Below are 20153 nucleotides of genomic sequence, written 5' to 3'. Positions count from 1 at the left end.
GGTGGGCGGCGGTGCCCGCAGCGGCGGCCTGCGCGCGCTCGTCCGCCTGGAGCGGCGCCACGTGCGTGCGAGCGCTCGCTTTCTGCTCTTTGCCGCCGGGGCGGACATAGACGAGGAGCGCGACCTTCTCGACCGCGCCTACCAGCTCTACCTGCTCATTTTCGTTGCCGTGTCGCTCGTGCTCTCGTTCGCGCAGATCCTTGACCTGGCAGGGCAGCTGCGCGAGGGCCTGGGCGTCGCGGTCTCCGCGCGGCTGGCGCACCTCCTGCTCGTGCTCGCGCCCGCGGCGGGCCTCGTGGCGTGGGGCGTCTCCGACCTGCGCGAGACCCCGCTGCGCCTGACCGCTCCGGACATCACCTGGCTCGCGCGCGTCGTGCGCCCCGAGGAGCTCTTCGTCGTGCGGCTCCTGCGCGACCTGCCGGTCATCGCGCTGGTCTCCGCGCTCGGTGGGGCCCTGCTCGGCGAGATTGCCTCCGCCCACCTGGGTCTCTGGGCCGCCATGTGTGCCGCCCTCATGCTGGCCGCGCGGCTCTTTGCGCTCGACACCGCGCTGTCCCGCTCGGTTGCCGAGCCGCACCGTCGCCGTGCGGCCACCGTCGTGGCTTACGTGATCGTGGCGGCCTCGGGCCTGGCGCTTCTGCTCGCAGCCGCGCCGCTCGCCGCGCTGCTGCCCCGGGCACTGTCCCTTGGCGTCTATTCCGTGGTCGTCGTCCTTCTCGCCGACCTGCTGCTTCTGGGCATGGCCGGCAACAAGTCCTGCTACGCCGACATGGCCTTCGTCATCGATGACAACGAGCTCTACGCCGCGCGTCGGTCGATGCGCTTCCTCGCCCTCGCGGACGCCGGCGCCTACAAGGAGGCGTGCCGCCGTCGCCGCGCGCAGAGGCACCGCCGGCCGAGAAGGACCTGGCGCTTCCGGCCCGGACGCCTGGCGCCCGTCTCCCACGCGCTCGCGTCGCTCGCGCGGCGCCCCTCGGCGCTCCTGGGGCTGTTCTCGGTGGGCGGTTTCCTGGTGCCCATGGGTGCGCTCGTCATGACGCTGCGACCTGGCGCGGGCGTGACGCTCTGCTGGCTCGTCTGCGCGTGCCTCTCCCTGTGCGAGCCGCTCGAGCTTGGGCATGTCTTCCGGGAGGACTGTCGCAATCGCCTCGTGCGCTCCCTGCTGCCGTTCGGCCGTCTTGAGCTGCTGGTGCTCGATGCGCTGCCCGCGCTCGTGGTGACGCTCGCGGCGAGCGGGGCTGTTGGCGGGGTCACGGCGGCCGCGGTGGGGGCTGACCCGGTGACCGTGGTCCTTCTTTGCTGCGCGCTCGACGTCCTTCTTGCCCTGTCGTGTGGGCTCGACGATCCTGCGGCGCCCGTGCGGCTGGGATCGGTGCTCGTGACCGGCTTTGCGTTCTCCGTGCTCGCGCTCGTTGTCGTGGGGCTGGCGTCGCTTCTGGGCACGGCTCCCGCGCTCGCGTGCGCCGCGCTGCTCGTGGTCCTTCTCGCCCGTACGCTGCGATGATGGCTCTCGCATTACGCTGTATACGATTTTAAACCGTATAGCGAGGGGGTGCCACGGAAGCGACGCAGATGAACGTGCGCCTCGACCGTTCGGTCAAGCGCGCCGGTGACGCCGTGCTGGAGGCGTGCGGCTGCACGCCCTCGCGAATAGTTCGCGCGCTTTGGGAGTGCCTGAGCGTTCAGGGGCGGGTTCCCGATGTTCTTGAGCGTATGCACGGGCAGGAGGAGCTTGATGCGGGTGACAGGTTGGCTGCGGATGACGAGCATGATGCCGGCGCGCGAGACCGCCTGGGACTGCGTGAGGATGGTGCTCGAGAGCTCGTTCATCGTTCCGACGGAACACCCCGAGGTTCTGCAGGCGTTCACGCTTAAGCCCGTCCACGACAACCTTGAGGACGACCTGCTGCTTGGGTCGGCCTATCGCGCGGACGTGGATTACGTGGTCACCTATGACGCACAGCTTGCGCGCCGCTCCCCGGTGCCCTGCGTTGACGTGGCGGGTGCCTGGGAGCTCCTCCTCGCGCGTCGGGCTGCTGGCAGTCGAGAGCGGCCCACTGGTACAAAACCAGGTCCATGTTCGTGAAGACGACGCGAAACAATGCGGGACGAGAGGGTGGGTACTCTTGTTCCATCTTACCGCGCGAACCGTCTGTCTCACTGCCTACACGAGCGGCTTGCCCACGTTCCAGGCGCGGCCGACCTCCTCGCCCACCACGCGGTAGGTCATGTGCGCGGCGTCGTAGACGAGTGGCCGCCACTTCCCAAAGTCGACCTTGCCGTCCACGCCGAGGATTTCCTCGTCCACGAGCACGTTTACCACGCGACCCACGATGCGCGCGCCGTGCTCGTCGCCGTCGATGGCGGTGACCTCGCACTCCATCGTGAGCGGGTACTCCTCGATCACGGGCGCGTCCACGTGCTCGGAGCGGGTGAAGGTGAGCCCGCTCTTCTCGGCCTTGTTGACCTCGTTGCCGGTGGCGATGCCGAAGTAGTCCGCCGTCACCACGTTGTCGGCGTCGGCCGGCGCTACGGTGAAGGCGCCCTTCCTGACGATGTTCTCCGTGGTCTTGTGGTCGCCGATGTTGAAGCAGATCTCGTGGCGGGTGCACTCGCCGGCCCACGCCGCGTTCATGGCGTTGGGCACGCCGCTCTCGTCGTAGCTAGCGATGATGAACACCGACTGCGGGAACAGCTCGCCCGCGTCGCCCAGGCTCCTCTTCATGTGCTCTCCTCTCGTCGTAGGGCCGTTATGCGCAGTATCCGACTTCGGCTCGCCCATGGCTAGTACTGGCCGTAAGGTAAGGTGCTTACCCTGTGGAAAGCGAGAGAAGCGCGACGTCCTCGTGGTCGCGGCACATGAGCGTGCGACGAACGACGGAACCACAGCCCACGATGCCTCCTCTCAGGCGCTGTCACTTCGGGGCGGCCTCGTTATAGAGGCGACCTCTGGCTCACCCCACGCCCCTCTCTGGCGCGCCCGCGCGATGCTCGTCGCCCCACTCGCACATGAGGTCGAGCACCGGTACGAGCGAGCGGCCGCGCTCGGTGAGACTGTACTCCACCTTTGGCGGGATCTGCGGGTACTCCTCGCGGTGGATGAGCCCGTCGGCCTCCAGCTGCTTGAGTGTGGAGGAAAGCGTCTTGTACGAGACGGTGCCGATGTAGCGCTGCAGCTCGTTGAAGCGCACCACGCCAAACTCCATGAGGGCGTAGAGCACGGTCATCTTGTACTTGCCGTTGATGAGCGAGAGGGTGTACGAGAAGCCCGTCTCGCCCAGGCACTCGTCGGATATGCAGCGGTCGGTCATGATGGCTCCTTAGCGCCTTCCAAAATGTAAGTATCATACCCTTGCCTTCGACCGCATGGACCTCGCCGTCCTTTGCGGGCACACGGCCTGACGCCCCATCGCGCGGGCTTACCGCGACTGGGCCCAGTCGAAAAGAGCTGGCGCGCCTCGCCGCAGGAATCGGCCCGTGCGGCGAGCCAGAACGTGAAGTGCGCCCAATGATGGCGCGGCCGGGCGCCCGTGCCTCCAGGTAGGGCGCGTCGGTCGTGAAGATCGGGCTCTGCGGGCCTCTCGGCAACGATTACCATGAACGACGGTCATGTCATCCCGCAGCTCGGATGCGGCATGTACATGATGAACGAGGACGAGATGAGCCGCCTCGTCCCCGTGGCGATCGAGACGGGGTATCGCCACTTCGACACGGCGAACGCCTACTTCAACGAGGTGACGCTTGGCAGGGCGCTCGCCGCGTCGGGCGTTCCGCGCGCAGACCTGTTCATCACCTCCAAGCTCTTTCCGCAGAGCTATCCCGCCGGGCAGACCGGTCCGGACATCGACGCGACCCTTGAGCGCCTGGGTACCGACTATCTTGACCTGCTGCTGCTTCACCAGCCCTATGGCGCCTACGTCGAGGCGTGGCCCGTGCTCGAGGGCGCCGTGCGTGCGGGCAAGGTGCGCTCGATCGGCCTCTCCAACTTCCCGGTGCGCAAGATCGAGGAGATCATGGCCGTGGCCACCATCAGGCTCGCGGTGCTGCAGGTGGAGCTCAACCCGTATTGGAACCAGCACGAGCTGCGGCAGGAGCTCGGGCGCATCGGCCTGGGCGACGTGACGCTGGAGGGCTGGTATCCCTTTGGGCACGGTGACGCCGAGATCATGAGGGAGCCGGTGCTCGTTGAGGTGGCGCGGGCGCCCGGCAGGACCGCAGCTCAGGTCGTTTTGCGCTACCTGATGCAGCTCGGCGACGCCGCACTCTACTAGGCTCGGACGCGCCTCGCGGCCTCCGTACCGCCCTGTTCTGTCGCGCGAGGGGTGTATGCTACCCTCGCTGCGGCGGACGCAACGTCGAGAGGGGGCCGCGCGCGTGCGCGACATCTGGAACCCGTGGCACGGGTGCCGCAAGGCGAGCGAGGGCTGCGCCAACTGCTACATGTTCACGATGGACCGCTGGCGCGGGCTCGACGGCTCCGTCGTGCGGCGCAACAAGGCGGGGTTTCGCTACCCGCTGTCCCGTTCGCGCAACGGTTCGCTCAAGGTGCGCCCCGGCGAGCTCATTCGCGTGTGCATGACCTCGGACTTCTTCGTGGAGGAGGCGGACCCCTGGCGCGACGAGGCCTGGGACGTCATGCGCCAGCGTCCTGACGTGCGGTTCTGGCTGCTCACCAAGCGGCCGGAGCGCTTTGCCGCGTGCCTGCCGGACGACTGGGGCGAGGGTTGGGACAACGTCATGCTCAACGTCACCTGCGAGAACCAGCGGCGCGCCGACGAGCGGACTGCGCTGCTGCTTGCCACGCCGGCCAGGCACAAGGGCATCATGTGCGCGCCGCTCATCGGGCGGGTGGACATCGAGAAGTACCTGAGGCTTGGCGAGCACGGCGGGGACGACGTGCGCGGCTGCGGCATCGAGCAGGTCATCTGCGGCGGCGAGAACTACGACGGCGCGCGCCCGTGCGACTTCGACTGGGTGCGCCTGCTCGCTGCGCAGTGTCGCGCTCATGACGTGACGTTCGCGTTCACCGAGACGGGCACGGTCTTTGTGAAGGACGGGCGGACCTATCACCTGCGCAGCCACCGACTCCAGTCCGAGCAGGCGTTCAAGTCCGGCATGAGCTTCGCGGGCCGTCCGATCGAGTGGCGCCTGCACGACGCGCTCGGCCTGCCGATTCCGGAGGAGGAGCTCTACCGGCCAAGCTTCCGCGAGCGCTGCGAGACGTGCGGGCAGCGCCTCATCTGCAACGGCTGCTCCGACTGCGGCCGCTGCGTGGGTCAAAAGGGGTCAGGCACCTTTTGACCCATGGCACCTTTTGGCCCATGAAACGCGACGGTTTCCCGAAAAGCGTGGCATATGCGCCCAAACTGGGAATATCGACCATTGAACTATGCCGGTTGTGATGAGAGGCTGAAGGCGGGAGCGCCGTCCGTCCCGGCGGTCACGTTGGCAAATCACAGGAGGTCGATCATGGACGCGAGCCACACCCCCATGGAAAAGACCGGCAAGCTGGGCTTTGGCCTCATGCGCCTGCCGCACAAGGGACCCCTGACCGACGTCGAGCAGGTCAAGCAGATGGTCGACCTGTTCATGGAGGCGGGCTTCACCTACTTCGACACGGCGTTCGTGTATGCGGGCAGCGAGGCCGCCATCCGCAAGGCGCTCGTCGAGCGCTACCCGCGCGCGTCCTACACGCTGGCCACCAAGCTCAACGCGTTTCTCATGGCACCCACCGAGAAGGCCGCGAAGCGGCAGTTCGACACCTCGCTCGAGCGCACGGGCTACTTCGACTACTACCTGCTCCACGCGCTCATGGACAACAACTATCAGAAGTATGATCGCTTCCACCTCTGGGACTTCGTGGCCGAGAAAAAGCGGTAGGGCTTGATTCGTCGCCTTGGCTTCTCGTTCCACGGCGGACCCGACCTGCTTGAGCGGCTGCTCACCGAGCACCCTGACGTGGACTTCGTGCAGCTGCAGCTGAACTACGCGGACTGGGAGAACCCGAGCGTCAAGAGCCGCGCCAACTACGAGGTGGCCCGCGCCCATGGCAAGCCCATCGTGGTCATGGAGCCCGTCAAGGGCGGCAACCTGGCGAACCCGCCGGAGGAGGTTCGCCGTCTCATGGACGCTTGCAGACCGCGCATGTCGTACGCGTCGTGGGCCATCCGCTTCGTGGCGTCGCTGCCGGGTGTGCTCACGGTGCTCTCCGGCATGTCCAACGTGGCGCAGATGAAGGACAACCTCTCCTACATGCGCGACTTCCAGCCGCTCGACGAGGAGGAGCGCCGCGTGATTCAGCAGGCGCAGCGCATCTTGGGCAACTCCTCCACCATCCCGTGCACGGCGTGTCACTACTGCGCGGAGGGCTGCCCGCGCCACATCCCCATCCCCGAGATCTTCTCGGCGATGAACCTACGGTTGGGCAACGGCCAGGCTGAGGAGGCCCGAGCCGCCTACGACCGCGCCGTCTCCGCTCCGGGCGCCGGTCGCGCATCCGACTGCGTGGCCTGCGGCCAGTGCGAGCGCGCCTGCCCGCAGCACCTCGAGGTCATCGACCACCTGCGCCGCTGCACCGCGTTTTTCGAGGGGGGCGCCCAATGACGAGGCGAGGCGACCATGGCGGCCTTGCGCCGTCCGATCTCGCGGCATACCCGGATGTCGAGGTGCTCGACGAGGGTTTTGACGAGCTTGACGCCGACGGGCGGGCGCTGCTCGCTCGTGTCGCCGAGTACTGCCAGGCGATGGTTGACGCCGATGGGGGCGCCTTGGAGCGGATCATCGATTCGGGCGCGACGTTCACCCACATGAGCGGCCTGAGGCAATCGCGCGATGAGTTCATAGCAGACGTGACGAGCGGCGCGCTCGCCTACTACGCCATCCGTGTGGAGCACCCGAGAATCGATGTTGCGGGCGATGAGGCAAAGGTCTCCTACGTGGCGGCTCTCGACGTCCGGGCGTACGGCGCGCGCGGCGTGTACCGCATGCGCGTCACCCACTGCTTCAGACGCCGCGAGAAGGCCTGGTATCTGGTCGATGCCCCGCGCGCTAGCGTTTCGGCGGGCATCTGAAAGGAAGGAAGAGATCTATGGCACATGAGCTGATCGCGTTCTACTCGCGTGCGGGCGAGAACTACGTGGGTGGCGAGATTCGTAGGATCGAGGTGGGAAACACCAAGGTGGCGGCGGAGATGCTCCAAGAGCTCACCGGCGCGGACGTCTTCGAGATCGAGCAGGCGGAGCCCTATTCCGACGACCACATGGTCTGTATCGAGGAGGCCAAGCGCAACCTCGAGACCGACGCGCGCCCTGCGCTCGCCACCTATCCCGAAGGCCTTGACGCATACGACACCGTGTATCTCGCCTACCCCAACTACTGGGGCACCATGCCCATGGCGGTGTGGACCTTCCTCGAGCGCTTTGACTTCACCGGCAAGACCATCCGCCCGCTCTGCACCAACGAGGGAAGCGGCATGGGCAGAAGCGAGGGGGACATCCGTCGGCTCTGCACGGGCGCTGAGGTCGGCGCGGGCCTCTCGATCATCGGCGGCGAGGTGACGCGGTCTCGCGAGAAGATCGAACGCTGGGCGAAGGAGGGCAACTGATGCGTTACCAGGAGCTCGGAAAGACCGGCATCAGCGTCTCGTCCATCGGGTACGGCTGCATGGGACTCACGCACGCTGCGGGCAGGCCCGTCGAGCGCGCCGAGGCCGTCCGGCTCATCAGGGCGGCGGTAGACGCCGGGTACACCTTCTTCGATACGGTGCAGTGCTACAACGGGGTGTACGGGGACGGTGCGCTCGCCTGCAACGAGGACGTCGTGGGCGAGGCCCTCGAGCCCGTGCGCGACCAGGCGGTCATCGCCACCAAGTTTGGCGTGCAGTTCATCTGCGACGGCCTCGCCTGCGACAGCGCGCCCTCCACGATCCGCGAGTCGGTGGAGTCGAGCCTGCGTCGCCTGCGCACCGATCACATCGACCTCTACTATCAGCATCGCCTCGACCCGCGCGTGCCCGTGGAGGTGGTGGCCGAGACCGTCGCCGACCTCATCCGAGAGGGGAAGGTTCGGGCGTGGGGCCTCTCCATGGTGGGGGAGGACGCGTTGCGCCGCGCGCACGCCGTGTGCCCCGTCTCGGCGGTGCAGAACCTCTATAACCTTACGGACACTCACGACGAGGCCCTGTTCCCCGTGGTTGAGGAGCTCGGCATCACCTACGTCTCCGCCTGTCCGCTCTCCAAAGGCCTGCTGAGCGGCGCATACAGCGCGGCGTCAACGTTCGAGGCGGAGGACTTCCGTAGCCACATGCCGCAGTTCACCGAGGAGGGCTTCCGCACGTACGCCCCGCTCATCCAGGCGGTCGAAGAGGTGGCGCGGGCGCACGACGCTACGCGGGCGCAGGTCTCGCTCGCCTACATGATGGACAAGGACGTGCGCGTGGTGCCCATCCCGGGCTCGCGCAAGGAGGAGCGCATCCGCGAGAACGCCGGTGCGGCCGACATCGGCCTCACGGCAGAAGACCTTGCCCGTCTCGATGTGGCTGCGGCGTCGATATAGTAGGAGGCATTAGGCATCCCGCCCCAGCTGGATGTTGACGCGCTCGTACTCGGGGTTGGTGATGGGTACCTCACGGAAGCCGTGCTTGCGGTACAGATGCACGGCGGCGGCAAGGACCGTGTTCGTCACGAGCATGAGCCGGCGCGCACCGTGTTCGCGGACATAGGCCTGACAGGCCTCGAGCACGGCGCTACCGACGCCCTTCCCCTGGTGGCGCTCGTCGCAGGCGAGCTTGCATATCTCCCACACGCCATCGCCGACCGGCGTCACCATGCACGTGGCGATGGCCTTGTTTCCCTCCGCAGCAAAGAACGCCTCGGCGCCGCGGCGCCGGAAGTCCTCGACGTCCTCCAGCATGTGCACGTCCTGCGGCTCGACCTTGAAGTACTTCTCGATCCACGCGAGGTTCAGCGAGACGAAGTCCTGCTTGTACACTATATAGGTCAATGGGTGGGTGAGAAGAACGTGGATCCGATGAGCCAGATCGTCGCCCACAACGTCAGGGCCCTGCGCGAGCGCGAGGGGCTCAGCCTGGAGCGGCTGTCCAAGCTGAGCGGCGTGAGCAAGAGCATGCTCGCGCAGATCGAGCGCGGGGAGGGCAACCCGACGCTCTCAACGCTCTGGAACGCTGGCGACGAGATGGTGTCCCTGCACATGATTCTCTACAACCCGTAAGCTGGGGTGTCGAGAAGAACCGTTGGGGGCGGCGCGTGAGCGGAATCGCATCGCCTCGCTCACGCGCCGCCCGGCATCGTGCAGGTGGCCAGGTACTACACGAGCAGCACGTAGCCGTCCTTGCGCGGGGCGGCGGCGGGCTCGGGGCCGTCGGCGTAGCCCAGCGCGATGGAGCCTACGCCGCGCAGCGTCTCGGGCAGGCCCCACTCCTTGAGGAGCTCCTTGCCCTCCTCGCTGTCGAAGATCTCGCGCTCGCGGTGGATCCAGCAGCTAGAGAGGCCCACGGCGTGCGCCGCGAGCATGAGGTTCTCGAGCACGCAGGAGCCGTCCTCCACGAAGGTGCCGCGCTCGCCGTCGGCGAGCACCACCACGATGGCCGGCGCGCCGTAGTACGGGTCGGTGTCCTTGCCCATGACGGCGGCGTTGAGTGCGCGCAGGCGCTCGCGGGTCTCGGGGCTCGTCACCGCAACGATCACCGGAGACTGGTGCCCGCCGCCCGTGGGCGCGTAGGTGCCCGCCTCAAGTACGGTATCGAGCAGCTCCTGGGGGACGGGGTCCGCCTTGTAGCTGCGCACGCTCCTGCGCGTCTTGATGAGGTCGATGAGGTCGCTTGCCATGCCATGTCCCTTCTCCCGCCGGACCCGCCAATATAGAAAAACCGCCCATCTGCCCGAGGCAGGTGAGCGGCGAAAAGATGATGGCGGCATCCGGAAAAATCCGCTTGGATTTTCTGCCCCCATTATGAGCGCTCTTTGTGTCGTGTCAAGCGGGCAGGCGGAGGTTCTTCTCGCCGATTTCTGGCCCTTCTGCGCCCGAGGACGTGGTGGCATACAATGCGGTGAAGCCACGTCGAAGGGATCCCCATGAAGGACGTCAAGGAAGCGTGCAAGGTCGCCCTGGTGCAGGCGGAGCCGGTCATGTTCGACAAGAAGGCCTCGCTCGCCAAGGCGCTGCGGCTCATCGACGAGGCGGCGCCCCGGCGCCCGGACCTCATCGTCTTCCCCGAGCTCTTCATCCCCGGCTACCCAATTGGGATGAGCTTCGGCTTCAGCATGGGCAAGCGGACGGAGGACGGGAGGAGGGACTGGAAGCGCTACTACGACGCCTCCGTCATCGAGGGAGGGCCGGAGTTCGACGCGCTCGCCGAGCGGGCGAGAAGGACCGGTGCCTACATCAGCCTGGGGTTCTCCGAGCGCGACGCGGTCAGCGGGACGCTCTACAACAGCAACGTGGTCTTCGAGCCGGACGGCTCCCACAAGGTCCACCGCAAGCTGAAGCCCACCGGCTCCGAGCGGACCGTCTGGGGAGACGCCAACCGCGGCTACTTTCCCATCTCGGAGACGCCGTGGGGCCCCATGGGCGGTCTGATCTGCTGGGAGAGCTACATGCCCCTCGCCCGGGTCGCGCTCTATCAGAGAGGCGTCACCATCTATCTGGCGCCCAACACCAACGACAACCCCGAGTGGCAGGCAACCGTCCAGCACATCGCGATCGAGGGAAAGTGCTACGTGATCAACGCGGACATGATCGTCCGGCGCTCCTCCTACCCCTCGGGCCTCCACGAGGAGGACGCGATCTCCCGGCTGCCAGAGACGGTGTGCCGCGGGGGCAGCTGCGTCATCGACCCCTATGGGCACTACGTGACGGAGCCCGTCTGGGACGAGGAGACGATCGCCTACGCCGATCTGGACATGAGCCTGCCGGCCGCGTGCAAGATGGAGCACGACGCGGTGGGGCACTACGCCCGGCCGGACGTGCTGGAGCTCGTCGTCAGGGAGGGGTAGCGCTCGCCGTCCGCCATCGGCGTCGCCTTGCGCCCTCTGTCCTACCTCCCGAGTCGCATGTAGAGCAGCGGGCAGGGGCAGCCCTCCTCGTCGGTCTCCGCCCGGTGGCAGGTCGAGAAGCCCATGTGCTCGTAGAAGCCCACGGCCTGGGGGTTCTGCTCGTTGACGGTGAGCTCGGTGACGCCCAGGCGCTCGATGCCGTGGGAGAGAAGCGCGCGGCCGAGCCCCTGCCCGCGCGCGTCCGGGTCGAGGAAGAGCATTTCCAGGCGCCCGTCCTCCACGCCCATGAAGCCTATGAGAGCGCCGTCCCTCTCGGCAACGGCGAGCGCGCCCACGCCCTGGATCGCCTGCGGGACGAAGGGCCTGATCTCTGCGATGCCCTCCTCGGTGAGAAACGCGTGCGTGGAGCGCACGGAGCGCTCCCACACCCGTGCGAGCTGCGACACGAGCTCGGGCGTACGGTCGGTCACGGGGCGGATTGTGGCGTCGGACATGGGGGCTCCTCTCTTCTGGCCGTCACGTCATCCTGACATAGGTGCGGGTTCCGGATGAACTCGGGCGGGAAAGCGACCGCGAGCTGCCCACATCCGGTGCGAGGGCGGCTCGCGGACGGTCCTTCTCGCCAGAGCGTCTGCATCCCGCCCGCATGGCGCTGTGTATCATGGGGCGAGAAGAACGTGCGGCAGATTGCGGGAGAGGTGTCGGATATGAAGAACATCCTGGTCATTCAGGGAGGCGGCCGCCCGCGCGGCAACACCTCCCAGCTCGTGGAGCGCTTCTGCGCAGGCGCGCGCGACGCGGGCCATGCGGTCGAGGTGGTCTCGCTCGTCAAGAACGAGGTCCGCGGCTGCCTGGGCTGCAACGCGTGCCGCTACGGCAAGCCGTGCGTGCAGAGGGACGCCTTCAACGACATCGCGCCCAAGGTGCTCGCCGCGGACCTGCTGGTGCTTGCGTCGCCGCTCTACTACTGGACCCTCCCGGCGCGCATGAAGGCGTTCATCGAGCGCTTCTACTGCCTGGCACAGCCCGACCCCAACCCGCCGCACGGCCGCTACGAGAAGTACGACGTGCGCGACTGCGCCCTGCTCATGACCGCCGCGGACGACTTCTTCTGGACGTTTGAGCTGGCCGTTGGCTACTACCGCCAGTGCGTCGTCAACTACATCGGCTACCGCGACAGGGGCATGCTACTCGCCGGCGGCTGCGGTGACACCGACGGCGGCCCCCAGATCGATAAGACCGCACACCTCGAGGAGGCATACGAGTTCGGCCGGACGGTCTATCCGGCCGAGTAGGGCCCGCGGGCGAGGGCGACCTCGCGCGCCGCGCTACGCCCAGCCCAGAAGGTCGCGGATCACGCGGCTCGCGATCATCTGGCCCATGATGGGCGGCAGGTAGCTCATCGTGCCCAGGAGCGACCCCTCCTCGCGCCAGCGCTCGTCGGAGATGCGCTCCATGCGGACGGGCTTCTCGTCAGAGAAGAGCACGCGCAGGCCCCGGATGCCGCGGCGGCGGCACTCTTTCCGCATGACGCGCGCGAGCGGGCAGTTGACGGTGTCCTCGATGCGCGCGAAGCGCAGGCGGCACGGGTCGAGCTTGTTGGCCCCGCCCATCGCGGAGAGCTCGGGCACGCCGCGCTCCTGGCACCACTGCGCCAGGCGGAGCTTCTGCGCCACGGTGTCGATGGCGTCGACCACGTAGTCGAGGCGTCCGAGGGCGTCCATCTGCTCGGGGAGCGCGTCCTTGTCCAGGAAGGCCACGTGCGCCTCAACGGTGGCTGCGGGGTTGATGTCGAGCACCATCTGGCCCATGACCTCGGCCTTGGGGCGGCCTATCGTGCTCTGGAAGGCGAGCGCCTGGCGGTTGATGTTGCTCGGGGCCACCACGTCGCGGTCCAGGAGCACGAGGCGCCCCACGCCGCCGCGCGCGAGCGCCTCCGCGCAGGAGGACCCCACGCCGCCGAGGCCGATCACGGCCACGCGCGCCTCCGCGAGCCGCGCGAGCCCCTCGTCTCCGAGGATGAGCCTCAGCCTGTCCGTCGCCGTCTCCACCACGTTGCCTCCTGCACCTTGGGGACGCGTTATTTCTCCCAGAGATTTTGGGACAGGTCTGGCCCTCGCCGCAACAGACCTGTCCCAAAATCTCTGTGAGAAATAACTCGTCCCCAAGGTGCAGGTTTCCGGTTTGCGACGGCTCCGCCGGGAGGCGCTTTACTTTGATAGAGTGCTGCGAGACGAAGGAGGTGCCATGCACAGAGAGTTCCTGATGGGCAACGAGGCGATGGCCGTGGGCGCGCTCGCCGCCGGCGTGAACGTGGTGGCGGGGTACCCGGGCACCCCGTCCACGGAGGTCCTGGAGGCCGTGGCCCGCCGCCGGCCGGAGGGCGTGTACGTGGAGTGGTCCGTCAACGAGAAGGCGGCGCTCGAGGTGGCCGCCGGGGCGGCCTACGCCGGGGCGCGGGCGCTCGTGACCATGAAGCAGGTGGGCCTCAACGTGGCGTCCGACCCGCTCATGAGCCTCTCCTACATCGGCGTCAAGGGCGGCATGGTGGTGCTCGTGGCCGACGACCCGGGCCCCATATCCTCCCAGACCGAGCAGGACACGAGGACCTTCGCCGCCTATGCCAAGCTGCCGGTCCTCGATCCCAGCTCGCCGCAGGAGGCCTACGAGATGATGGGGGATGCCTTCGCGCTCTCCGAGGAGCTGGGCTGCCCGGTGATCGTTCGCCCCACCACGCGCGTGGACCACGGGTACGAGGACGTCGAGGTGGCGGACCCGGGGGAGTGGGAGCGCCACGAGCCCGAGGGCTTCGTGCGCGACCCGTCGCGCTGGGTCATCTTCCCGGCGCTCTCGGTGCGCGCCCACGCCGCCATAGAGGCGCGTGACGCCGAGCTCTCGCGCCGGCTCTCCGGCTACGCTCGCAACGTCATCTCCGAGCCGCCCGTCGCCTCGCCGCGCCTCGGCGTGGCCACGCACGGCATCAGCGCCACCTACGTGGCGGAGAACCTGGGCGAGAGGGACGGCGTGCGCGTGCTCCGCGTGGCGACGCCGTACCCCTTCCCCGAGGACCTGGCGGCGCGCTTCCTGGAGGGGCTCGACGAGGTCCTCTGCGTGGAGGAGCTCGACCCCGTGATCGAGCGCGCGCTCGTCGCCGCCTGCGGCCGCCGCGGCCTGAGCGTCAGGATTCGCGGCAAGCTCACCGGCGACGTCCAGCCCTCCGGCGAGAACACCGTCGAGGGCGTCGGCCGCGCGCTCGACGCCTTTCTCGGCCGCCCGACGGCCGCCGCCCCCGCGCCCGCGGCCCCGCAGCTGCCCGTTCGCCCGCCGGTGCTGTGCGCCGGGTGCCCGCATCGCGCGAGCTTCTACGCCGTGAAGCGTGCCATGCGCGGCCGCAAGACCCTCTTCTGCGGCGACATCGGCTGCTACACGCTCGGAAACGCCGCCCCGCTCGACATGGTTGACACGTGCCTGTGCATGGGCGCGGGCATCAACATCGCGCAGGGCGTCTGTCGCGTGGAGCCGGACACCAAGGCCTTCGCGTTCGTGGGCGACTCGACGTTTTTCGCCTCCGGCATCACGGGCGTGGTCAACGCCTTCTACAACCAGGCGGACATGACGCTCGTCGTGCTGGACAACTCCACCACGGCCATGACCGGCCACCAGCCGCACCCCGGCACGGGCCGCACGATGATGGGCCAGGTCGTGGAGAAGGTGAGCATCGAGCGCGTCCTTCGCGCCATCGGGCTCAGCACCGTGGAGACCGTGGACCCGCTCGACCTCGAGGCCGCGGTCGCAACGGTGCGCCGCGTCGCGGACGAGCCGGACGTCAAGGCCATCGTCTTCCGGAGCCCGTGCGTGGTGCTCGCCCGTCCGCAGGCAAGGAGCGCGGTCGACGCCGAGAGGTGCGTCGGCTGCCAGCGCTGCGTGCGCGAGCTCGGGTGCCCGGCGCTCGTGCCCGACGCCGCCACGGGCAAGGTCTCGATCGACGGGGCGCAGTGCACCGGCTGCACCCTCTGCGAGCAGGTCTGCCCCACGCACGCCATCTCGGGAGGTGAGCGCCTGTGAGCACCAACGTCATCCTCGCGGGCGTGGGCGGCCAGGGTGCCGTCCTCGCATCAAAGCTCCTCGCCCGCGCCGCGATGGGCCGCGGCCTCAGCGTCAAGACAGCCGAGACCATCGGCATGGCGCAGCGCGGGGGATCGGTCTTCAGCCACGTGAGGCTGGGCGAGGGCGCCGCATCCCCGCTCGTCGGCCGCGGGCGCGCGGACGCGATCGTCGCCTTCGAGCCGGCCGAGGCGGCGCGCCAGCTGCCGTTCCTGCGCCCGGGGGGCATGGTCGTGACGAGCGACGCGCCGGTGGTCCCGGTCTCGGCCGCCACGGGCGGCCCGGCCTACGACCTGCCGGCCATCATGTCCCACCTGCGCGAGCGCGTGGGCGAGAAGGACCTCGTCGTCGTGGACGCCGCCGCGGCCGCGGCCGAGCTCGGCACCGCCAAGGCGCTGAATGTCGTCCTTCTCGGCGCCGCCGCGCGCGCCGGCGCGCTCGGCCCCGTCACCGTGGATGACCTCGCCGCCACCGTCCGCGCCATTGTGAGCCTGCGCTTCGTCGACCTCGACCTGCGCGCCCTGCAGCTCGGGACATAGCCCTCCGGCCCTGGAGCGTGGTTACGAGATGGCACCTGCCATAAAACGCACGAAGTGCATCGCAAAACGGGCAACGCCCGTTCCGATGGGCGACCTCCCTCAGCGCCACCTGCGGATTTGTCACGTCCTCTGGACAGACGGGCCTCCAGGCACGCTCTCGACCGTGCACTTTGCGCACTTTTTGGCAGCTCGCCGCTGATTGACGCGTTTGTCGGACCATCCGCCGGGCATCTGCCCGCATTGACGATTGGAGCGCTCGATGAAGATCAGCGAGTCCCAGCTCAAGCTCGTGAACGAGCAGGTCCAGCGCCTCGTGGCGTCGGGCAACTACTTTGGCAGGCGCCTCCGGGAGGCGGGCGTCACGGAGGTCCGCACCGAGTCCGACTTCCTGGCGCTCCCCTTCTCCGAGAAGGAGGACCTGCGCAACTGCTACCCGCTCGGGGTCTCCGCGGTGGACGAGCGCCAGATCGTGCGCATCCACTCCAGCTCGGGCACCACGGGCACGCCCGTGATCATCCCCTACACCACCAAGGACATCGACGACTGGGCCGAGCAGTTCCGCCGCTGCTACGAGCTCGCCGGCATCACGGCCGAGGACCGCATCCAGATAACGCCCGGCTACGGCCTCTGGACCGCGGGCATCGGGTTTCAGGCGGGGGCCGAGAAGCTCGGCGCGATGGTCGTCCCCATGGGCCCCGGCAACACCGAGAAGCAGCTGCAGTTCATGGTCGATCTGCAGACCACGGTCATCGGCGCCACGTCGAGCTACGCCCTCCTGCTCGCCGAGGAGGTCGAGGCGCGCGGCATGCGCGACGAGATTGCCCTGCGCAAGGGGGTCATCGGCTCCGAGCGCTGGGGCAGGGTCATGCGCGACCGCGTGAAGGCGGGCCTGGGCATCCAGATCTACGACATCTACGGCCTCACCGAGGTCTACGGACCGGGCATCGGCATCTCCTGCGACGCCGAGAACGGCATGCACTACTGGGACGACTACCTCTACCTGGAGATCGTCGACCCCGCGACGGGCGAGCCCGTGCCCGACGGCACCTGGGGCGAGATCGTCATCACCACGCTCGTCAAGGAGGGCGCGCCGCTCATCCGCTTCCGCACCCACGACCTCTCCCGGATCATCCCCGGGCCGTGCCCCTGCGGCTGCGCGTTCCCGCGGATCGACGCCCTGCACGGTCGCTCGGACGACATGGTCAAGATCAAGGGCGTGAACGTCTTCCCGCGCCAGATCGAGGAGGTCCTCCAGGAGTTCCCGCAGCTCTCGAGCGAGTACCAGATCCGCATCTCGCACCTCGAGGGCCGCGACACCATGCGCATCTACGTGGAGACCGACGGCACGCAGGACTTCCTCGAGCTGGCCGACGAGGTCGCGCACGAGGTCAAGCATCGCATCGGCTTCACGCCGCTCGTGAAGGTCGTGGAGCTGGGCGTGCTGCCCAGGAGCGAGAAGAAGACGAGGCGCGTCTTCGACGAGCGCTACGAGTAGCCGTCCGGCGCCCGGACGACCTGACAAACGACCCTGACACCTTTGTCAGGTCGTCGAGATGCGGTAGACGATCGTGGACTCCCAAGGGTGGCCGGGCTCGCAGACGGGCTGCGGCCAGTCGGGGTGATGGATGGCGTCGGGGTAGAATTCCGGCTCAAAGGCAAACCCCGAGCGCGGCGCGTAGTCGACGCCGCCCTTGGCGCCCGCGTCGCCCAGCCAGTTGCCCGTGTAGAGGTGCGCGGCGGGCGTGGTGAGAAGAACCTCGAGCTCGCGTCCGCTTGCGGGGTCGCGTGCGAGCAGAGCGCGCCGCGGGAGGCCGCCCGGAACGTAGCCGCGCACGACGAGGCAGTGGTCGTAGCCGCGCCCGCGACGGAGCTGCTCGTCGTCGGCCGCGATGTCGGCCCCGAGCGCCTTGGGGCGGTGGAAGTCGAACGGGGTCCCCGCCACGCCCAGGACCTCCCCGGTGGGGACGGAGTCCTCGCGCACGGAGAGGAACTGGTCGGCGTCCACCTGGACGATGTGGCCCAGGACGTCGCCCGCGCCGTTCCCCGCGAGGTTGAAGTAGGTGTGGTTGGTCACGTTCACGTACGTGGGGGCGTCGGACTCGCAGCGGTAGGAGACGCGGAGCTCCGCCGCGCCGTTCTTCTCGCCCAGCGCGTAGGTGGCGCGGAAGGTGCGGTTGCCTGGAAGGCCGAGCTCGCCGTCCGCGAGACGGCACGTGAGGGTCACGGCGTTCGCGGCCTCGTCGGCCTCCGCCTCCCAGCGCCGCTTGTGGAGCCCGCGCGAGGAGCTGGTGTGGTTGTTGTTGCGCCCGCCCGGGCCGTCGTTTCCCTCCAGGTGGTAGGTGGTGCCGCGCAGGGGGACCTCGGCGCGGTCCGTGCGGTTGGCCACGGGGCCCACCGTTCCGCCGAAGAAGGCGGGGTTCTCCCCGGCGTAGCCGTCGAGGCCGTCGAAGCCCAGGACGACGTCAGCCGCGCGGCCGTCGCGGTCGGGCGCCTCGAGGGAGAGGAGCGTGGCCCCAAAGTCGGACACCGCCACCCTGACCTTGCCCGACGAGAGGACGTACCGGCTGGCCTCCGTTCCGTCCGGGGCGGTCCCAAAGGGCTCTCTCTCGATCATGGCGCACCTCCGCATCCGTGGTTGAGCCTAGTCTAGTGCAAGCGGCCCTGGCGCCCGCGGCATGAGTGACGGGTTTCGGCCGAACCAGGCCCCTGGGGCGCCCCGTCCGGCCGAAACCTGTCACTCGGGCCCCAGGGGCGCGGGCGCGGACCGCCCGGCCGGGCTGCGCTATAGTAGACGTTCCTATGGCGCGTACGAGGGGAGCGGATATGGCGGAGTACAAGTCGGACATCCAGATCGCCCAGGAGGCAGAGATGCTGCCCATCGCGGAGGTCGCGGCCAAGGCGGGCCTCACGGAGGACATGCTCGAGCCCTACGGGCGCACCAAGGCGAAGGTGGACATCCACTCGCTTGCCGACCGGCCCATGAAGGGCAAGCTCGTCCTGGTCACCGCCATCAACCCCACGCCTGCGGGCGAGGGCAAGACCACCACGTCCGTGGGCCTGGCCGACGCGATGAACCGCCTCGGCCACCAGACCATGCTCTGCCTGCGCGAGCCCTCGCTCGGCCCGGTCTTCGGCATCAAGGGCGGCGCGGCGGGCGGCGGCTACGCGCAGGTCGTCCCCATGGAGGACATCAACCTGCACTTCACCGGGGACTTCCACGCCATCGGCGCGGCCAACAACCTCTGCGCCGCCATGCTGGACAACCACATCAAGCAGGGCAACGCCCTCGGCATCGACCCGCGCCGCATCGTCTGGAAGCGCTGCGTCGACATGAACGACCGCCAGCTCAGAAACGTCGTGGACGGCCTCGGCGGCATCGCGGACGGATGCCCCCGCCAGGACGGCTTCGACATCACCGTGGCCTCCGAGGTCATGGCCGTCTTCTGCCTCGCCACGGACCTCGCCGACCTCAAGGCGCGCCTCGGGCGCATGGTGATCGCCTACACCTACGACCGCAGGCCCGTCACCGTCTCCGACATCCACGCCGAGGGCGCCATGACGGCCCTGCTCAAGGACGCCATCAAGCCCAACCTCGTGCAGACGCTCGAGGGCAACCCCGCGTTCGTCCACGGCGGCCCCTTCGCCAACATCGCGCACGGCTGCAACTCGGTGGAGGCCACGACGACCGCCCTCAAGCTCGCCGACTACGTGGTGACCGAGGCCGGCTTCGGCGCGGACCTCGGCGCCGAGAAGTTCCTCGACATCAAGTGCCGCGCCACCGGGCTCGCACCCTCCGCGGTGGTGCTCGTGGCCACCGTGCGCGCGCTCAAGTACAACGGCGGCGTCCCCAAGGCGTCGCTCACCGAGGAGAACCTCGAGGCGCTCGAGGCCGGCCTGCCCAACCTGCTGCGCCACGTGTCCAACATCAAGGACGTCTGGGGCCTGCCCGTGGTGGTGGCCATCAACGCGTTCCCCACGGACACCGCGGCCGAGCTCGAGCTCGTCGAGCGCCGCTGCAACGAGCTCGGCGTCAACGTGGCGCTCTCCGAGGTCTGGGCCAAGGGCGGCGAGGGCGGCGAGGCGCTCGCCCGCGAGGTCGTGCGCCTCTGCGACGAACCCTCCGACTTCCGCTACGCCTACGAGCTCGAGGGCGGAATCGCCGAGAAGATCGAGGCCATCGCCACGCGCGTCTACCACGCTGACGGCGTGGACTTCACCGCCCCGGCGCGCCGCCAGCTCAAGCAGCTGGAGGAGCTCGGCTACGGCGGCCTTCCCATCTGCATGGCCAAGACCCAGTACTCGTTCACGGACGACCAGACCAAGCTCGGCGCGCCCGAGGGCTTCCGCATCACGGTGAGGAACCTCCGCGTCTCCGCGGGCGCCGGCTTCATCGTGGCCCTCACCGGCGACATCATGACGATGCCCGGCCTGCCCAAGGTCCCGGCGGCCGAGAAGATTGACGTCACGCCCGACGGCAAGATCGTCGGCCTGTTCTGAC

22 protein-coding genes and 1 pseudogene are annotated in these 20153 nt (G+C 68.5%); 16 read left to right on the top strand and 7 right to left on the bottom strand.

Features of this window, described 5'->3' with window-relative positions:
- Position 1: 1 nt before the first annotated feature.
- Positions 2-1504 carry a hypothetical protein gene (locus tag H6A23_RS04680; RefSeq protein WP_204831039.1) on the top strand — a complete coding sequence of 501 codons (1503 nt, stop codon included), beginning with the start codon at positions 2-4 and terminating at the stop codon, positions 1502-1504.
- 231 nt (positions 1505-1735) lie between these two features.
- Positions 1736-2086 carry a hypothetical protein gene (locus H6A23_RS04675; RefSeq protein WP_204831038.1) on the top strand — a complete coding sequence of 117 codons (351 nt, stop codon included), beginning with the start codon at positions 1736-1738 and terminating at the stop codon, positions 2084-2086.
- Between the two features lie 78 nt (positions 2087-2164).
- Here the strand turns inward: H6A23_RS04675 and H6A23_RS04670 are convergent, their stop codons facing one another.
- Complete coding sequence (locus tag H6A23_RS04670) at positions 2165-2725, bottom strand: flavin reductase family protein (RefSeq protein WP_204831037.1); 561 nt, start codon at positions 2723-2725, stop codon at positions 2165-2167.
- 229 nt (positions 2726-2954) lie between these two features.
- Positions 2955-3311 carry a winged helix-turn-helix transcriptional regulator gene (locus tag H6A23_RS04665; RefSeq protein WP_204831036.1) on the bottom strand — a complete coding sequence of 119 codons (357 nt, stop codon included), beginning with the start codon at positions 3309-3311 and terminating at the stop codon, positions 2955-2957.
- Positions 3312-3596: 285 nt separating this feature from the next.
- Here H6A23_RS04665 and H6A23_RS04660 point away from each other — a divergent pair, with 285 nt between their 5' ends.
- From H6A23_RS04660 to H6A23_RS04630, 7 genes and pseudogenes are all read left to right on the top strand, one after another.
- A complete protein-coding gene (locus tag H6A23_RS04660) occupies positions 3597-4271 on the top strand; it encodes an aldo/keto reductase (RefSeq protein WP_204831035.1) in 675 nt (224 codons plus the stop codon).
- 103 nt (positions 4272-4374) lie between these two features.
- Positions 4375-5301: a DUF5131 family protein gene (locus H6A23_RS04655; RefSeq protein WP_204831034.1), complete on the top strand. Its 927-nt coding sequence runs from the start codon at positions 4375-4377 to the stop codon at positions 5299-5301.
- 54 nt (positions 5302-5355) lie between these two features.
- A pseudogene (locus tag H6A23_RS11470) lies at positions 5356-6294 on the top strand (aldo/keto reductase); the annotation flags it as partial.
- Entirely contained in the window at positions 6292-6603 is a 312-nt protein-coding gene (locus H6A23_RS11465; RefSeq protein WP_353653018.1) for a 4Fe-4S dicluster domain-containing protein, read from the top strand. The pseudogene H6A23_RS11470 and the gene H6A23_RS11465, both read left to right, overlap by 3 nt.
- A complete protein-coding gene (locus tag H6A23_RS04640; protein WP_204831031.1) occupies positions 6600-7070 on the top strand; it encodes a nuclear transport factor 2 family protein in 471 nt (156 codons plus the stop codon). Before H6A23_RS11465 ends, H6A23_RS04640 begins: the two co-directional genes overlap by 4 nt.
- 17 nt (positions 7071-7087) lie before the next feature.
- Positions 7088-7603 carry a flavodoxin gene (locus H6A23_RS04635; protein WP_204831030.1) on the top strand — a complete coding sequence of 172 codons (516 nt, stop codon included), beginning with the start codon at positions 7088-7090 and terminating at the stop codon, positions 7601-7603.
- The gene (locus H6A23_RS04630; RefSeq protein ID WP_204831029.1) at positions 7603-8553 is read left to right on the top strand and encodes an aldo/keto reductase; all 951 of its coding nucleotides are present in this window, start codon (positions 7603-7605) and stop codon (positions 8551-8553) included. Before H6A23_RS04635 ends, H6A23_RS04630 begins: the two co-directional genes overlap by 1 nt.
- 9 nt (positions 8554-8562) lie before the next feature.
- Here the strand turns inward: H6A23_RS04630 and H6A23_RS04625 are convergent, their stop codons facing one another.
- Positions 8563-8988 carry a GNAT family N-acetyltransferase gene (locus H6A23_RS04625; RefSeq protein WP_204831028.1) on the bottom strand — a complete coding sequence of 142 codons (426 nt, stop codon included), beginning with the start codon at positions 8986-8988 and terminating at the stop codon, positions 8563-8565.
- A 15-nt stretch (positions 8989-9003) separates the two neighbouring features.
- On the opposite strand from H6A23_RS04625, the gene H6A23_RS04620 reads away from it, so the two are divergent.
- The gene (locus H6A23_RS04620) at positions 9004-9228 is read left to right on the top strand and encodes a helix-turn-helix domain-containing protein (RefSeq protein WP_204831027.1); all 225 of its coding nucleotides are present in this window, start codon (positions 9004-9006) and stop codon (positions 9226-9228) included.
- 95 nt (positions 9229-9323) lie between these two features.
- On the opposite strand, the gene H6A23_RS04615 is transcribed toward H6A23_RS04620, so the two are convergent.
- Complete coding sequence (locus H6A23_RS04615; RefSeq protein WP_204831026.1) at positions 9324-9845, bottom strand: nitroreductase; 522 nt, start codon at positions 9843-9845, stop codon at positions 9324-9326.
- 246 nt (positions 9846-10091) lie between these two features.
- On the opposite strand from H6A23_RS04615, the gene H6A23_RS04610 reads away from it, so the two are divergent.
- Positions 10092-11012 (top strand): carbon-nitrogen hydrolase family protein, encoded by a 921-nt coding sequence (locus tag H6A23_RS04610; protein ID WP_204831025.1) that lies wholly within the window; start codon positions 10092-10094, stop codon positions 11010-11012.
- 41 nt (positions 11013-11053) lie between these two features.
- On the opposite strand, the gene H6A23_RS04605 is transcribed toward H6A23_RS04610, so the two are convergent.
- Entirely contained in the window at positions 11054-11506 is a 453-nt protein-coding gene (locus H6A23_RS04605) for a GNAT family N-acetyltransferase (RefSeq protein ID WP_204831024.1), read from the bottom strand.
- Positions 11507-11719: 213 nt separating this feature from the next.
- Between H6A23_RS04605 and H6A23_RS04600 the strand changes: the two genes are divergently transcribed.
- Positions 11720-12307, top strand: a complete 588-nt coding sequence (locus tag H6A23_RS04600) for a flavodoxin family protein (RefSeq protein WP_075280285.1) — start codon at positions 11720-11722, stop codon at positions 12305-12307.
- 33 nt (positions 12308-12340) lie between these two features.
- On the opposite strand, the gene H6A23_RS04595 is transcribed toward H6A23_RS04600, so the two are convergent.
- Positions 12341-13066 carry a tRNA threonylcarbamoyladenosine dehydratase gene (locus tag H6A23_RS04595; RefSeq protein WP_075280284.1) on the bottom strand — a complete coding sequence of 242 codons (726 nt, stop codon included), beginning with the start codon at positions 13064-13066 and terminating at the stop codon, positions 12341-12343.
- Between the two features lie 193 nt (positions 13067-13259).
- On the opposite strand from H6A23_RS04595, the gene iorA reads away from it, so the two are divergent.
- The 3 genes from iorA (at position 13260) to H6A23_RS04580 (ending at position 17150) form a co-directional block, all read left to right on the top strand.
- On the top strand, positions 13260-15077 hold the full coding sequence (gene iorA / locus H6A23_RS04590) for an indolepyruvate ferredoxin oxidoreductase subunit alpha (protein ID WP_204831023.1): 1818 nt from the start codon (positions 13260-13262) through the stop codon (positions 15075-15077).
- Entirely contained in the window at positions 15074-15655 is a 582-nt protein-coding gene (locus tag H6A23_RS04585; protein WP_204831022.1) for an indolepyruvate oxidoreductase subunit beta, read from the top strand. The genes iorA and H6A23_RS04585 overlap by 4 nt, the downstream gene beginning before the upstream one ends.
- A 259-nt stretch (positions 15656-15914) precedes the next feature.
- Positions 15915-17150, top strand: a complete 1236-nt coding sequence (locus H6A23_RS04580; protein ID WP_204831021.1) for a phenylacetate--CoA ligase family protein — start codon at positions 15915-15917, stop codon at positions 17148-17150.
- Positions 17151-17195: 45 nt separating this feature from the next.
- Here H6A23_RS04580 and H6A23_RS04575 read toward each other — a convergent pair whose 3' ends face one another.
- On the bottom strand, positions 17196-18269 hold the full coding sequence (locus H6A23_RS04575) for an aldose epimerase family protein (RefSeq protein WP_204831020.1): 1074 nt from the start codon (positions 18267-18269) through the stop codon (positions 17196-17198).
- A gap of 209 nt (positions 18270-18478) precedes the next feature.
- Between H6A23_RS04575 and H6A23_RS04570 the strand changes: the two genes are divergently transcribed.
- On the top strand, positions 18479-20152 hold the full coding sequence (locus H6A23_RS04570; RefSeq protein ID WP_204831019.1) for a formate--tetrahydrofolate ligase: 1674 nt from the start codon (positions 18479-18481) through the stop codon (positions 20150-20152).
- The last annotated feature ends 1 nt before the right edge of the window (position 20153 follow it).

It is taken from the genome of Olsenella uli, assembly GCF_016900775.1.
GTDB lineage: Bacteria > Actinomycetota > Coriobacteriia > Coriobacteriales > Atopobiaceae > Thermophilibacter > Thermophilibacter uli_A.
The sequence above is the reverse complement of the archived record's forward strand: the minus strand, read 5'-3'. Positions and strand labels throughout refer to the sequence as shown.

Bases quoted from the DNA above. Each gene is read 5' to 3' on its own strand.
- H6A23_RS04675 (WP_204831038.1), top strand. From the start codon at position 1,736: ATGCGGGTGACAGGTTGGCTGCGGATGACGAGCATGATGCCGGCGCGC.
- H6A23_RS04670 (WP_204831037.1), bottom strand. From the start codon at position 2,725: ATGAAGAGGAGCCTGGGCGACGCGGGCGAGCTGTTCCCGCAGTCGGTG.
- H6A23_RS04665 (WP_204831036.1), bottom strand. From the start codon at position 3,311: ATGACCGACCGCTGCATATCCGACGAGTGCCTGGGCGAGACGGGCTTC.
- H6A23_RS04660 (WP_204831035.1), top strand. From the start codon at position 3,597: ATGAACGACGGTCATGTCATCCCGCAGCTCGGATGCGGCATGTACATG.
- H6A23_RS04640 (WP_204831031.1), top strand. From the start codon at position 6,600: ATGACGAGGCGAGGCGACCATGGCGGCCTTGCGCCGTCCGATCTCGCG.
- H6A23_RS04635 (WP_204831030.1), top strand. From the start codon at position 7,088: ATGGCACATGAGCTGATCGCGTTCTACTCGCGTGCGGGCGAGAACTAC.
- H6A23_RS04630 (WP_204831029.1), top strand. From the start codon at position 7,603: ATGCGTTACCAGGAGCTCGGAAAGACCGGCATCAGCGTCTCGTCCATC.
- H6A23_RS04615 (WP_204831026.1), bottom strand. From the start codon at position 9,845: ATGGCAAGCGACCTCATCGACCTCATCAAGACGCGCAGGAGCGTGCGC.
- H6A23_RS04610 (WP_204831025.1), top strand. From the start codon at position 10,092: ATGAAGGACGTCAAGGAAGCGTGCAAGGTCGCCCTGGTGCAGGCGGAG.
- H6A23_RS04605 (WP_204831024.1), bottom strand. From the start codon at position 11,506: ATGTCCGACGCCACAATCCGCCCCGTGACCGACCGTACGCCCGAGCTC.
- H6A23_RS04600 (WP_075280285.1), top strand. From the start codon at position 11,720: ATGAAGAACATCCTGGTCATTCAGGGAGGCGGCCGCCCGCGCGGCAAC.
- iorA (WP_204831023.1), top strand. From the start codon at position 13,260: ATGCACAGAGAGTTCCTGATGGGCAACGAGGCGATGGCCGTGGGCGCG.
- H6A23_RS04580 (WP_204831021.1), top strand. From the start codon at position 15,915: ATGAAGATCAGCGAGTCCCAGCTCAAGCTCGTGAACGAGCAGGTCCAG.
- H6A23_RS04575 (WP_204831020.1), bottom strand. From the start codon at position 18,269: ATGATCGAGAGAGAGCCCTTTGGGACCGCCCCGGACGGAACGGAGGCC.
- H6A23_RS04570 (WP_204831019.1), top strand. From the start codon at position 18,479: ATGGCGGAGTACAAGTCGGACATCCAGATCGCCCAGGAGGCAGAGATG.